The sequence below is a fragment of the Pseudomonas baetica genome (assembly GCF_019733355.1).
In the GTDB taxonomy this organism is placed as follows: Bacteria; Pseudomonadota; Gammaproteobacteria; order Pseudomonadales; family Pseudomonadaceae; genus Aquipseudomonas; species Aquipseudomonas baetica_A.
Genome location: NZ_JAIHLQ010000001.1, coordinates 1 through 12,667 on the forward strand (window position 1 = coordinate 1; position 12,667 = coordinate 12,667).

The following is a 12,667-nucleotide window of genomic DNA, read 5'->3' on the forward strand; positions in this document are numbered from 1 at the left end:
GCGGTTGGTTAAGATCTTTCGTCTCAACCGAGGCGCGCATTCTACAGCAGCCTCATTTGCTGTCAAGTGATTATTTTCAGAAGCTTTCGAAGAATTCTTCAACAACTTCAACCACTTGCGCCTCCGATCTCTCGTCAGCGGGAGGCGAATTCTACAGCGTTACACGCTGCTGTCAACACCTCTTTTTCAACTTCTTTCTGGCCTCGATAACCTGAAGCAACCCACTGCCGAAAACATCATAACTCATTGAATCTCAAGGAGTTTTCCGTTTCGACTGCGCCGGAAGTGGGGCGAATTATAGGCTTCCAGAATCTGCCGTCAACCGTTAATTTCTTTTTTCTATCGGTAGCCGGAAAAAGCCCCGTATATATAGACGCAGCCGCAGCGAGTGCGCAGTATATTGCCCAACGCCTAGAACAATACCCAGTTCCCACCTTGGACGATACCGCGCAATGAATGACCAACCCCGCTCTCTTGCCTCCATGCTGTTCCCGGTTGGCCTGCTCTTAATAGCCATGGCATCTATCCAGTCCGGCGCGTCTTTGGCCAAAAGCATGTTTCCGGTGGTTGGCGCTCAAGGGACAACCACCCTGCGCCTGATCTTCGCCAGCGTGATCATGTTGTTATTGCTGCGCCCATGGCGAGCGAAGCTAACCGCCAAGTCGTTGCGCACAGTGATCGTCTACGGCATGGCATTAGGCGGTATGAACTTCCTCTTCTATATGTCTTTGCGCACGGTTCCGCTGGGAATCGCCGTTGCTCTCGAATTCACCGGTCCGCTGGCTGTAGCTATATATGCATCCCGTCGCGCCATCGATTTTCTATGGATCGGCCTGGCAGCAACCGGGCTGCTGCTGTTGATACCTACAGGAGCAACAACCGCCGGCATCGATGGGGTCGGCGCCGGGTATGCGTTAGGTGCCGGCGTCTGCTGGGCGCTTTACATCCTGTTCGGTCAGAAGGCCGGTGCCGACAACGGTGTTACAACCGCTGCGTTAGGCGTGATGATCGCGGCTTTGTTTGTGGCCCCCATCGGTATCGTGCATGCCGGCGCGGCTCTACTGACGCCATCGCTGATTCCGATTGCCATTGGCGTTGCCATCCTGTCCACCGCCCTTCCCTACACGCTGGAAATGGTCGCACTCACGCGTATGCCCGCACGCACCTTCGGTACGTTGATGAGCATCGAACCCGCGTTCGGAGCGTTGTCGGGACTGCTGTTCCTGCAGGAATACCTCACACTGTCACAATGGCTGGCGATCCTGTGCATTATCCTGGCTTCCGTCGGCGCGACCATGACTATGGATAGCGCGGCCAAGCCTGTCATTGCGGCAGATTGAAACAGGATTTGACGAAGGTCTGGCAATTGGCGTTCATTTAGGCCATGTTTAAGCCCTTAACTCAGTGCCAGATATGGATTTTTTCGGATAGGGATATCGAAACGCTTAGAGTGCGAGCGAATACAGGCAGACCCGAGCGAGAGACTCGTGGCCGCTAGCTATAAGGACAGTAATGAAGCGAATTTTGATACTGGTAGCCGTACTCGCAGTCGCTGGCTGCGCGGCAACTTCGAAAACTTCGGTAAAGCACGGCAAGAAAGGACTGCACATCAACTGTTCGGGACTCTCGTCCTCTTGGGATCGGTGCTATACCAGCGCAGCTAATTCCTGCGCTCCGAAAGGCTACAGGGTCATCGCCAAATCGGGGGATGCCGTGGAGGAACCAGGCGACTATCCGTTTGGCCTCAACCCCGCTGGCTACACAAGTCGCAGCATGATCGTCATCTGTAAATAGATCACGGCTGTGTAGCGATCTGGCGTCCAATCTCGTTGTGACTGGACTTCAGCACCGCTCGCTGAATGTCCGGCGTGGCCAGCATACGCGCCACCACCAGTGCCCCAACACACTGCGAAAGGACCGACCAGGCCAGACTGTCGCTCTCAAGTATCTGCGCCCAACGCTCTTGAAGCCGGCATATCCACAACTCTGCCTGTTCACGCACCTGAATGTCCGAACGTGCGATTTCCGCCCCTAACGCTGGCAAGGCACAGCCGGATTCAGGCTGTTCAACGTGGGCCATACTCAAATAGTGCTTGAGACAGCGTTCCAGTCGCTCACGATCCTGCGTGCCATGCCCGCCCAGTCGCTCAAGGCTTTGACCCAACTCTCGCTCGACGATGGCAGAGAACAACGCATCCTTCGACGAGAAGTGGCTGTAAAACGCCGCACCACTCAAGCCAATGGCCTTCATCAAGCCATCGACGCCAACCGTGGAAAACCCGGATCGCTTGGCTGAAAGCGCACTGCTCTGCAATAGTTTTTCCCGGGTTTCCAGTTTGTGACTGGCGGAGTAACGCATGTGTTTGCCCTCGATTGGCCGCCTTGACGTTGCCTGGATCCTAGCATAACGTTCGTTCACTTAACGATCGTTTAATAAAGGGGCTACCCATGAATAACAAGAAGGTCGTATTGGTTGTCGGCGCAGGCGATGCGACAGGCGGCGCGATTGCCAAGCGCTTTGCCAGGGAGGGATTCATCGCTTGCGTCACGCGGCGCAGCGCCGACAAATTGCACCCGCTGGTGGAGTCGATTCTGGCCGAGGGTGGCGAAGCTCACGGTTTTGCCTGCGATGCGCGCAAGGAAGAAGACGTCATCGCGCTGATTGAAGACATCGAAACTCGCCTCGGTCCGATTGAAGTCTTCGTATTCAATATCGGCGCGAATGTGCCGTGCAGTATTCTCGAAGAAACCGCTCGCAAGTATTTCAAGATCTGGGAAATGGCCTGTTTTTCAGGTTTCCTCAATGCTCGCGAAGTGGCCAAACGCATGGTTACCCGTCAACGCGGCACCATTCTCTTCACGGGTGCTACCGCCGGACTTCGCGGGGCGTCGGGTTTCGCCGCGTTCGCGGGCGCCAAACACGGTATCCGCGCTCTGGCACAGAGCATGGCGCGTGAATTGGGGCCGATGAACATTCACGTCGCGCATGTAGTGGTCGATGGCGCCATCGATACCGATTTCATCCGCAACAGCTTCCCCGAGAAGTACGCCTCCAAGGACCATGACGGTATTCTGAACCCCGAACACATTGCCGAAAACTATTGGTATCTGCACAGTCAGCCACGGGATGCGTGGACGTTTGAGCTGGACCTGCGCCCTTGGAACGAGCGCTGGTAATCCCCTCCATAACAATAAAGAGAGTTCAGCGATGATGAGCAAAACCGTGGAGTTCTATTTTGACCTCGGCAGCCCTGCCACTTACCTCGCCTATACCCAGTTGCCGAAGATATGCGCTGCGACCAACAGCGAGTTGATCTACATGCCTATGCTGCTGGGCGGCGTATTCAAAGCCACCGGCAACGCCTCCCCGGCAATGATTCCGGCAAAAGGTCGCTACATGTTTCAGGATCTGGACCGCTACGCCAAACGCTATGGCGTCCCCCTGAGGTTCAACCCACACTTCCCCATCAACACGCTGATACTGATGCGCGCCGTAACAGGTGTCCAACTGCGTCAGCCAAATCGTTTCCAGGCCTTAATTGATTGCCTGTTTCGTGCACTTTGGGTAGAAGGCCGCAGCCTGGATGAACCAGCAACTGTCGCAGCGGTATTGAGCGAGCACGGTTTCGATCCACAAGAAGTACTGGCACTGACCAACGACGAAACCGTCAAAGCCGTTCTTAAGGAAAATACGGAAACAGCGGTTAAACGCGGAGTTTTCGGCGCGCCGAGCATGTTTATTGGCAAACAGATGTTCTTTGGCCAGGATCGCCTCGACTTTGTCGAGGAAGCGCTGCGCCAAGCCTAGAGGAAGCCGTGACTCAGGCGCTGGTATCAGCGCCTGAGTTGCAGTCGATCAGATAGCCATAGTGCGAGTGTTCAGCCATTCCAGCGCCGCACCATTGAGCAACGGGCTCAGACGCTCACGCACTTCGGCATGATAGGTGTTGAACCACTGTTTCTCTTCCTGCGTCAGCAGCGCTGGCTCCAGGCACCGAGTGTCGATCGGGCACAGCGTCAAGGTTTCAAACTTGAGGAATTCACCGAATTCACTGCTGCCCGCCTCACGGTTCATCGCCAGGTTCTCGATACGCACGCCCCAACGACCCGGACGATAAGTGCCAGGCTCGATGGACGTGATCATCCCTGGCTGCATCGCCGTCTGCGGTGCCGGCGCCGCTTGATAGGCAATGACTTGTGGGCCCTCGTGAACGTTGAGGAAATAGCCCACGCCGTGACCGGTGCCGTGACCGTAATCCACGCTCTCGGCCCAGATTGGCGCACGAGCGATGGCATCAAGCAACGGCGACAGAATGCCTTTCGGAAATTGCGCTCGCGACAGTGCAATCACGCCTTTCAAAACGCGCGTGCAATCGCGCTTTTGTTCTTCAGTCGGCGTACCGACCGGCACCATCCGTGTGATATCGGTCGTGCCGCCCAGGTACTGACCACCGGAATCGATCAGCAGCAGACCATCGCCCTCGATCACCGCGTGCTCTTCTTCGGTGGCGTGATAATGCGGCATCGCGCCATTGGCGTTGAACGCAGCAATGGTGTTGAAACTCAGCGAAACATAATCAGGACGACGTTCACGGGCAGCGGTGAGTTTCTCGTCGATGGTCAATTCGGTGATGCGTTCTCGGCCCCAGGCCGACTCCAGCCAGGCGAAAAATTCGCACAACGCTGCGCCATCCTGCTCCATTGCTTTGCGAATGTGCTGGGCATCGGCTTCGCTTTTTTGCGATTTGGCCAGCGTGGTCGGGTTCAAACCTTCGACCAGTTTCACGCCGCTGTCGAGGTTATCCAGCAGACCGCTGGTGACTCGGGCCGGATCCACCAGCAGGCTGGCGCCATTCGGCACAGCGCGCAAAGCGTCAGCCACTTCGCTGTAATCGCGCAGCGTCACGCCATCTTTTTCGAGCACTGCGCGCAAATCTGCATCAACCTTGCTCAAGGCCACGAACAGCATGGCTTGCTGTTGATTGATCAACGCGAAGGAAACAAACACCGGGTTGAACGACACATCGCCGCCACGCAGGTTAAACAACCATGCAATGTCGTCGAGGGTGGCGATGAAATGCCAGTCGGCTCCGCGCTCGTGCAGTTTTTCGCGCAGTTTGCCCAACTTGTCGACACGGCTGACAGTCGCCTGTGGCGGCAGATGCTGATAGATCGGAGCATTCGGCAGGCTCGGGCGATCGCTCCAGACTTCCTTCAGCAAATCGATATCGGTACGCAGACGAGCGCCGCGTGCTTGAAGTTTACTGCTCAAGGTGCGCGCTGAAGCCACAGCCATCACCGCACCATCGACCGCAACTACGCTACCTTCCGGCGTCTGCTCGGCCAGCCAGTCCAACGGACTCGGCTGACCCGGTTGCAACTTGACCAGTTCAATGCCGCTCCCCTTGAGCTCCTTGGTCGCCTGTTCCCAGTAACGACTGTCGGCCCAGACGCCGGCGAAATCTTCGGTGACAATCAAAGTCCCGACCGAGCCATGAAAGCCCGAAAGCCATTGCCGGCCTTGCCAGTAGCCCGGCAGGTATTCCGACAAATGCGGATCGGCCGACGGCACCAACAACGCATGAATGCCTTCGCGGCGCATCAGTTCGCGGGTCTGCGCGAGGCGGTGGGGCACCGATCCTTCGGTCGAGGTCTGGTTACTCATCATGTCTCCTGCCAATCACTTCATCGTTATTATTCGTAGCCGTTAGGTCGGCTGGTTAAAGACCTGTCGCCCAGAATGCCGGAGCACTGGCGCAGGCGGTTTTGATCAATTCTACGGCCTTGTCGATATCCTCGGCCGTTGTAAAACGGCCAAGGCTCAAGCGAATGGTGCGTTCGGCCAGACGTGCGTCATGCCCCAGCGCCAACAGCACATGGGACGGCGCGTTGCTTGCCGAGTTGCAGGCCGAGGTTGCGGAAAACGCCATCGAATGGCTCAGCGCCGCGCTGTTGAACTCGCCTTCGCCGAAGGTCAGGCTCAAGGTGTGCGGGATACGTTGGCTCGCGCTGCCGTTGAGATTTACGCCCGGCAGGCTCAGCAGTGGTTCGAGCAGGCGCTCGCGCAGCGCGACGATGGACGTCTTCTCTTCATCAAAGGAGGCTGCAGCCAAGGCAAACGCAGCGCCCATTCCGGCAATCTGATGGGTCGCCAGAGTCCCGGAACGAAGCCCTCCCTCGTGGCCGCCGCCATGAATCTGCGCCTGCAAACGTTGCTGCGCCCGCGGGCCGACATATAACGCGCCGATGCCTGTGGGACCATAAAGTTTGTGCGCCGAGAACGACATCAGATCCACTGGCCACTGCGCCAGGTCAATCGCTACCTTGCCAGCGCCCTGCGCCGCATCGACATGGAACAGTGCTTGGCGGCCACGCACGACCTCGCCGATGGCGGGGATGTCGTTGACCGTGCCGAGTTCGTTGTTGACCAGCATCAGTGACACCAGAAAGGTGTCATCGCGCATCGCTTCGCTGACAGCCTGCGGCGTGATCAGGCCGTCGGTGTCCGGCACCAGATAGGTCACGGCGATGCCGGCGTCCTGCAATTGGCGGGCGGTATCGAGGACGGCTTTGTGTTCGATCTGGCTGGTAATGATGTGGCCGCCCGGCACACCGCGCGCTTGGGCCACGCCTTTGAGGGCGAGGTTATTGGACTCGGTGGCACCGGAGGTCCAGACGATCTGTTCGGCTTGCGCGCCAACCAGTTCGGCGACTTGCCGGCGAGCCTGCTCGACCGTTTTCCGGGCCTGTTGGCCGAAGGTGTGGGAGCTGGAGGCCGGGTTGCCGAAGTTACCGTGAAACCCAAGACATTCGATCATCACCTGGATGACCCGCTCGTCCACCGGGGTGGTGGCGGCGTAATCGAAATACAACGGACGTGTGTTCATAAAAGACTCGCAGAGCGTGTTCCGGGATCAGGAGACTCGTGTCTGCAAACGGCACAGCGCAGCCTCGTGAGCTGCGCGTCGGTTCGAGAGCGTCATCAATACCTGATCGGATGCCGTTAAAGAAGAACAACTTCATTTAAAAGTGCGTAGGAACGCTCCTGAAGCCGAGCTTAACAGGCATCGGGCCGGCGATTGAAGCAATGCGTCAGCTAAAGCTTTCGAGAAGTAACGGGTACAGCGAAATTACCAGTAACGTGGCCATTCCCCAGTTGAAAACACGCAACCAGCGCGGATCCTTCAGCACATTGCGCAATAGCGTACCGCACGCGGCCCAGACGCCGACGCTCGGTAGATTGATAATGGCGAACACGGCGGCGATCACCAGCACATTGGTGAAGTAACCCTGCATCGGCGTGTAGGTACTGATGGCACCGATGGCCATGATCCACGCCTTGGGATTGACCCACTGGAACGCCGCAGCGCCCAGATAGCTGATCGGCTTGCCTTCGCCTTGCGCGCTGTCACCGACAGGCCCAGAGCGCGCGATTTTCCACGCCAGATACAGCAGGTACGCGGCGCCGACATAGCGCAGCACCGTATAGAGAATCGGATAGTTCTGAAATACCGCACCCAAACCAAAACCCACCGCCACCACCAGCACAAAGAAGCCGCAGGTGATGCCGAGCATGTGCGGGATAGTACGGTTGAAGCCGAAATTCACCCCCGATGCCAGCAACATGGTGTTGTTCGGCCCCGGCGTAATCGAGGTGACAAGGGCAAACAGGGCAAAGCCCAGCAGAAGATCAAGCGAGAGGGTCATGGTGGGCAATCCATCAAGGTCATTCAGATGTCGACCCTATCCCACGCTGTCCATTAAACCCATGGACAGTTAGGTAAAACTTCAAGCAGTACAGTTGGCTTTCAGCTTGAACGGCCGTGTAGCTGTACGGCACGCTCGGCACTCATTTCGCCTTGTTTATCGAAACCAAATGCTTTTTGCGACTGGCCAAGCAACAAGGCTTTTTTCGCGTGGTATTCGTCAAAGGACAAACCACTGCGGTTGAGGGCCTCCATCGCTAACTCACGGGTTTCTTCGGGGGTGTAAGGACGTTGTTCCGGGGAGACATGGGTGGCACATCCGGCAAGCACGGAAACCACGAGCAACAGCGAAAGGGTCAGTAAACGATTCATGGGGCGCGTCCTGGCAAGCAGTGAGGAGTCGATGGACAAAGGCTACGCCCGGCCGCGCTCGTGCAAAAATCAACGCTCTCGATAGTGGCTATCAGAATTTGACCATCTCCCCGCGAACGGCTGATCCAGCTTTCGAACTACCCGACCAAATGGCAGTGCAGCGCATCGTCATGACTGCGGGCGATGCTGCTCAGCACCTGAAACGAATTGAACGTTACGGTTTTCGCCTGATGGGCGCGGATCAACTGCCAAAAATCCTGTTCACCATTCTCGAAACTGCTGAATGCCGCCTCCCCCGCCTCGCGGCTCTGCCATTGCACAAAACTCAACACCCGCCGGCCATCGTCGCTGGCCTGCACACTGGCGCTGACAAACCCCTCGTAGCGCAGGGCCAAACGCTCGGTCTGCACCGACAACGCCAAGACCAGTGCCGTTTGCTGCCGAGGTTCGATCTCGAATTCGATCAACTGGGTGAAGCTACGATTTTTCGCTGATGCTTGCATGAAAAGCCCCCTCGTATCTGTAAGGCGAATCTTGCGACTCGAAGGAGCGCAGGGTAAAACCTCTAGTTAAGTCAAGGTCAAGAGCTGTTTCAGATGATCACCAAAGAAAACCTACACAAGCCGTTAACCGTGGGCGAAGTCGCGGCCCGCAGCGGCGTTGCAGTCACCGCCCTGCACTTTTATGAAGCCAAGGGGTTGATCAAGAGCCAGCGCAATGCTGGCAATCAGCGGCGTTATCCACGCGCAGTGCTACGGCGGGTAGCGCTGATCAAAGTTGCACAGCGCCTGGGCATTACGCTGGCGGAAATTGGCGAGGCATTGAAAATCCTGCCGGATGATCGCGCCCCGACCGCGGCGCACTGGAAGATCCTGTCGCAGCAGTGGCAGCGCGAACTGGATGAGCGGATCAACCAACTGACGCTGCTGCGCGACCGACTCAATGGCTGCATTGGTTGTGGCTGCCTGTCGATGGAGGCTTGTCCGCTGCGCAATCAGGGCGATGTGCTGGGAGAACAAGGGCCCGGGCCGCACTTTCTCTAATACCGATAATGGGTGCTGCTCGTCGGGCAAAAATCCTCGCCGCAAGGACAGTTCTATAGTGAATTTTCCACCTTTCGGGTGGAGCCACATCTCTTCGAATAAAAATCAGGGAGAACGTCATGAGCATCAAGCCCATCCCGGAGGGGTATCACAGCATTACCCCATACCTGGGCATCCAAAAGGCCGCCGAGGCCATCGATTTCTATAAGAAAGCCTTCGGTGCCACCGAAGTCATGCGCCTGGCCATGCCCGATGGCGGCATCGGCCACGCGGAACTGCGTATCGGCGACAGCGCAATCATGCTCGGCTCGCCGTGTGATCAAGGGCCACTGAGCAGCCCCGACAAAGCGGTGTCGGTCGGTTTGCATCTGTATGTGACTGATGTCGACAAATCATTTCAACGGGCGCTGGACGCCGGGGCGACGACGGTGTCCGAGGTCAAGGACCAGTTTTACGGTGATCGCAGCGGCACGTTGAAGGATCCCTATGGGCATTTGTGGTTTCTGGCCACACGCAAGGAGGATCTGACAGAGGAGCAGATCAGACAGCGGGCGATGGAGATGTTCAGTCAGGGTTAGATTTTTGGGTGGCAGGTCTGGCCTCCTCACGAGTAAGCCCGCTCCCACAGGGTTGTTTGGCGCGGTTGCTTCACCTGCCAGCGCTACTTACCGAGATCCCCAAGAGCAGTTCTGGATAATCGGGAGAATTGCGAAACATTTACTTTCATATCGTTTATCGGGATTTGCTTCGCTCATCCGTCTTATAGGGATACAGGCCTTTCGCGTAGGCAAAAGCCACGACTGCGCCTTTCAGGGACGCCAACTACGAAGCCCGTAGTCACGCGGCCTTTCACCGAATCAAGACGCGTAATCATGTCGAAGAAATCCCGCTCCAAACTGTGGTTCCTGGCACATAGCTGGCTCGCCTTGCCCATCTGGTTTTTTGTCCTGATCGTCTGTGTGACTGGCACGCTGGCGGTCGTCAGCCAGGAGATAGTCTGGCTAGCCAACCCGCAAATGCGCGCCAGCCAGCCGTCGGACAATACCCCGCTGCTCAGTTATGACCAGATTCTAGCTGCGATCAAAAAGGCCGAGCCCCAGACACGGGTGCAAAGCATCAGCCGTCCGGACGAATCACACTTTGCCCTTGATGTCGAAGTCAGCTACCCCGACGGGCGTTCACTGACGGTCTACGTCAACCCGTACACCGGCGTCATTCAGGGCACTGCGCCCGCCTTCGACTTCAAGGCTTTCACCCGCGCCCTGCATGGCTGGTGGCTGGTGCCATTCACCAACGGTTTCAGTTGGGGCTGGTATCTGGTGTCGTTTCTGGGCGTGCCCATGCTGGTGTCATTGATGACCGGATTGGTGGTCTACAAGCGCTTCTGGAAAGGTTTTCTGCGCCCGACCCTGCGTGTGCGCCACGGAGCACGCATCTTCTGGGGCGACTTCCATCGACTGTGCGGCATCTGGTCGATCTGGTTCATTGCGGTCATTTCCATCACCGGCATCTGGTTCCTGATCCGGGCGATTCTGTTTGATAACCAGATTTCCATCTCCAGCGAACCGATCATCCCGGCCATGTCCCGAGAAAGCGTACCCATTTCAGCGGCTGGCACGCCGCCGCCACGTATCAGCCTGGATCACGCCATCGAGATCGCTCAACAGAAGATTCCGGGGCTGCAAGCCAGTTTCGTCAGCCTGCCGGGTAACGCCTACAGCCACATGAGTGTCGGCGGTCGCGGCTGGTATCCATTGATGTTCCAGACCGCGACGCTCAACCCGTACAACGGTGACCTGGCCGCTTTACGGTTGCTGTCCGATCGCTCCTCGCTGGAGTTCGTAACCGAATCCATGCGCCCGCTGCACACCGGTGACTTCGGCGGAATCTGGATCAAGCTGATCTGGTTTTTCTTCGGCCTGCTGCTGAGCATGATGGTGCTCAGCGGCTTGCTCATCTGGACCAAACGTACCGCCCTGGCGACCGCCAACGCGCTGAAGCGCGAGGACAAGAAAACCCGCATCAAGGCGCAAGCGGCCATGAGCCGTGAACCTTCGCAGGCCAGCCTGTGAGCAAGTCCACCTTGATCAAGCGGCCATCCCGACTGTCTCGCTTCTGGCACAAGTGGCGGTTTCACATCAATGTTCTGCTGCTGTTGATCCCGTTGGGCTTCATGCCCAAATACTTCGCCGATGCCTCATTGTTTCGCGGCGATAGTGGCCTGGGTCAGCACGAGATCGGCGATATCCAGGTCGGGCCCTGGAGCCTGCGATTGGCCGAACTTCGTAATGAAGCCCCCATCCTCACGGGGCCGGCCGGCTATATGAAGAGCTTCAGCGCCGCCCTTTGCGATACCTGTATCGAACAGGTCAAGGCCACCTATCTGCGCATCGGCAAGCCGCGCAGCCTGCGTACAGCCGGCGTGATCTTCTTCGGTACGCCTTACCGAATGGACACACAACTGCCGATCCCGGAAAAAACCAAAGCTGACGCCGAACTGTGGATCACCCTGGAGGGCTGGGACGGCAGCATGCATCAGGCCTCGATTCCCCTGAGCCAGGCCTCCCCCGCCACCATTGCCTGGCTGAACAAACAAGGAGCCAACCCATGAGCCACGCTCAACGCCCTTCCCGTCTGCGACTGAGCGCCGCGCTGCTGGTACTGTGCGCCGGTTTCAGCGCCAGCGCCCTGGCGCACAACCCGATGTGCGAGTGCAAAGCCATTGATGCCGAACAGATCAAATGCACTGGCGGTTTCTCCGACGGCAGCGGCGCACCGGGGGTAACCCTCGACGTGATCGGCTACGACGAGACGATTCTGGTGCCGGGCAAACTCGGTAGCGACTCGACCCTGACCTTCAAGAAACCCGGCGCCGAGTTCTACGTGCTGTTCGACGCCGGTCCCGGGCATGTCGTGGAAATCGACCAAGCGGACATCGAGGCACCATGAGTACGCCAACCACCCAAGTTGTGCGCCCGGCAGGAGCCGGCCATGAAACCCTCAACGTGTTGCTGATGTGCCTGTTGATCCTCGCGATAGCAGGGTCCGTGGTGGCATGGCGCAGGGTTTCCCACGAACCGGAGCCTGTTGCCAGCCATCAGTTCGATGCCCGGCGCGACCTCAGCGCCGCCGAGCAGGGCATTTATGCCGATCTGCGCGTGACGCTGGACGAAATCCAGTTGCTGCGCGAAGAACAGAAAACCCTGCCGTCCCCACAAGGCCTGGCCGATGAAGGTTTCGCCCCGTTTGCTCAGGACGTCAGCGCGATCAGCCGTGGCGGCCATGCCTGGCAAATACTCGCGGACAGCGCCTACTTCGGCCATAGCCAGACACCCGCCGTCGCCGGTTCGTTTCTGATGCGCGTAGCCGCCGATGACAAGGCGGCACCGGATATCTGGCTCAATCGTGATGCGGGTCTGCAAGCCCCATCGGAGCTGACCGACACCGCCCTGTCCGCCGCTGGGTGGAAACAGATCGTCGCGCAATACGATGCCGGGGTTACCCGCGAACATCGTCATTGATTCCTCGCCCTTATTCGAGAGAAGA

General features: G+C 57.8%; 16 protein-coding genes. 10 read left to right on the forward strand and 6 right to left on the reverse strand.

Annotated elements, in window-relative coordinates:
- Positions 1-452: 452 nt before the first annotated feature.
- Together rhtA and K5E40_RS00010 are read left to right on the forward strand one after the other, a co-directional pair.
- Complete coding sequence (gene rhtA, locus K5E40_RS00005) at positions 453-1,340, forward strand: threonine/homoserine exporter RhtA (RefSeq protein WP_221729124.1); 888 nt, start codon at positions 453-455, stop codon at positions 1,338-1,340.
- A 172-nt stretch (positions 1,341-1,512) separates the two neighbouring features.
- Positions 1,513-1,794, forward strand: a complete 282-nt coding sequence (locus tag K5E40_RS00010; RefSeq protein WP_221729125.1) for a hypothetical protein — start codon at positions 1,513-1,515, stop codon at positions 1,792-1,794.
- Position 1,795: 1 nt separating this feature from the next.
- Here K5E40_RS00010 and K5E40_RS00015 read toward each other — a convergent pair whose 3' ends face one another.
- Positions 1,796-2,359, reverse strand: a complete 564-nt coding sequence (locus tag K5E40_RS00015) for a TetR/AcrR family transcriptional regulator (RefSeq protein ID WP_221729126.1) — start codon at positions 2,357-2,359, stop codon at positions 1,796-1,798.
- An 89-nt stretch (positions 2,360-2,448) separates the two neighbouring features.
- Here K5E40_RS00015 and K5E40_RS00020 point away from each other — a divergent pair, with 89 nt between their 5' ends.
- Positions 2,449-3,177 (forward strand): SDR family oxidoreductase, encoded by a 729-nt coding sequence (locus tag K5E40_RS00020; RefSeq protein WP_221729127.1) that lies wholly within the window; start codon positions 2,449-2,451, stop codon positions 3,175-3,177.
- A gap of 34 nt (positions 3,178-3,211) precedes the next feature.
- Complete coding sequence (locus K5E40_RS00025; protein ID WP_221729417.1) at positions 3,212-3,808, forward strand: 2-hydroxychromene-2-carboxylate isomerase; 597 nt, start codon at positions 3,212-3,214, stop codon at positions 3,806-3,808.
- 48 nt (positions 3,809-3,856) lie between these two features.
- On the opposite strand, the gene K5E40_RS00030 is transcribed toward K5E40_RS00025, so the two are convergent.
- The 5 genes from K5E40_RS00030 to K5E40_RS00050 form a co-directional block, all read right to left on the reverse strand.
- Complete coding sequence (locus tag K5E40_RS00030) at positions 3,857-5,665, reverse strand: aminopeptidase P family protein (RefSeq protein WP_221729128.1); 1,809 nt, start codon at positions 5,663-5,665, stop codon at positions 3,857-3,859.
- A 55-nt stretch (positions 5,666-5,720) separates the two neighbouring features.
- A complete protein-coding gene (locus tag K5E40_RS00035; protein ID WP_221729129.1) occupies positions 5,721-6,887 on the reverse strand; it encodes an aminotransferase class V-fold PLP-dependent enzyme in 1,167 nt (388 codons plus the stop codon).
- Positions 6,888-7,092: 205 nt separating this feature from the next.
- On the reverse strand, positions 7,093-7,707 hold the full coding sequence (locus tag K5E40_RS00040) for a LysE family translocator (RefSeq protein WP_221729130.1): 615 nt from the start codon (positions 7,705-7,707) through the stop codon (positions 7,093-7,095).
- Positions 7,708-7,808: 101 nt separating this feature from the next.
- Positions 7,809-8,078, reverse strand: coding sequence for a hypothetical protein (locus tag K5E40_RS00045; RefSeq protein ID WP_221729131.1), 270 nt, complete (start codon positions 8,076-8,078; stop codon positions 7,809-7,811).
- A gap of 137 nt (positions 8,079-8,215) precedes the next feature.
- Positions 8,216-8,581: an antibiotic biosynthesis monooxygenase gene (locus K5E40_RS00050; RefSeq protein WP_221729132.1), complete on the reverse strand. Its 366-nt coding sequence runs from the start codon at positions 8,579-8,581 to the stop codon at positions 8,216-8,218.
- A 93-nt stretch (positions 8,582-8,674) separates the two neighbouring features.
- Here K5E40_RS00050 and soxR point away from each other — a divergent pair, with 93 nt between their 5' ends.
- The 6 genes from soxR (at position 8,675) to K5E40_RS00080 (ending at position 12,642) form a co-directional block, all read left to right on the forward strand.
- Positions 8,675-9,121 (forward strand): redox-sensitive transcriptional activator SoxR, encoded by a 447-nt coding sequence (gene soxR, locus K5E40_RS00055; protein WP_221729133.1) that lies wholly within the window; start codon positions 8,675-8,677, stop codon positions 9,119-9,121.
- Between the two features lie 119 nt (positions 9,122-9,240).
- Entirely contained in the window at positions 9,241-9,699 is a 459-nt protein-coding gene (locus K5E40_RS00060; protein WP_221729134.1) for a VOC family protein, read from the forward strand.
- Between the two features lie 294 nt (positions 9,700-9,993).
- Positions 9,994-11,193 (forward strand): PepSY domain-containing protein, encoded by a 1,200-nt coding sequence (locus tag K5E40_RS00065; protein ID WP_221729135.1) that lies wholly within the window; start codon positions 9,994-9,996, stop codon positions 11,191-11,193.
- Positions 11,190-11,732, forward strand: a complete 543-nt coding sequence (locus K5E40_RS00070) for a thiamine pyrophosphate-binding protein (RefSeq protein WP_221729136.1) — start codon at positions 11,190-11,192, stop codon at positions 11,730-11,732. The genes K5E40_RS00065 and K5E40_RS00070 overlap by 4 nt, the downstream gene beginning before the upstream one ends.
- Entirely contained in the window at positions 11,729-12,070 is a 342-nt protein-coding gene (locus K5E40_RS00075; RefSeq protein WP_221729137.1) for a hypothetical protein, read from the forward strand. Before K5E40_RS00070 ends, K5E40_RS00075 begins: the two co-directional genes overlap by 4 nt.
- Entirely contained in the window at positions 12,067-12,642 is a 576-nt protein-coding gene (locus tag K5E40_RS00080; protein ID WP_221729138.1) for a DUF6162 family protein, read from the forward strand. Before K5E40_RS00075 ends, K5E40_RS00080 begins: the two co-directional genes overlap by 4 nt.
- Positions 12,643-12,667 lie beyond the last annotated feature (25 nt).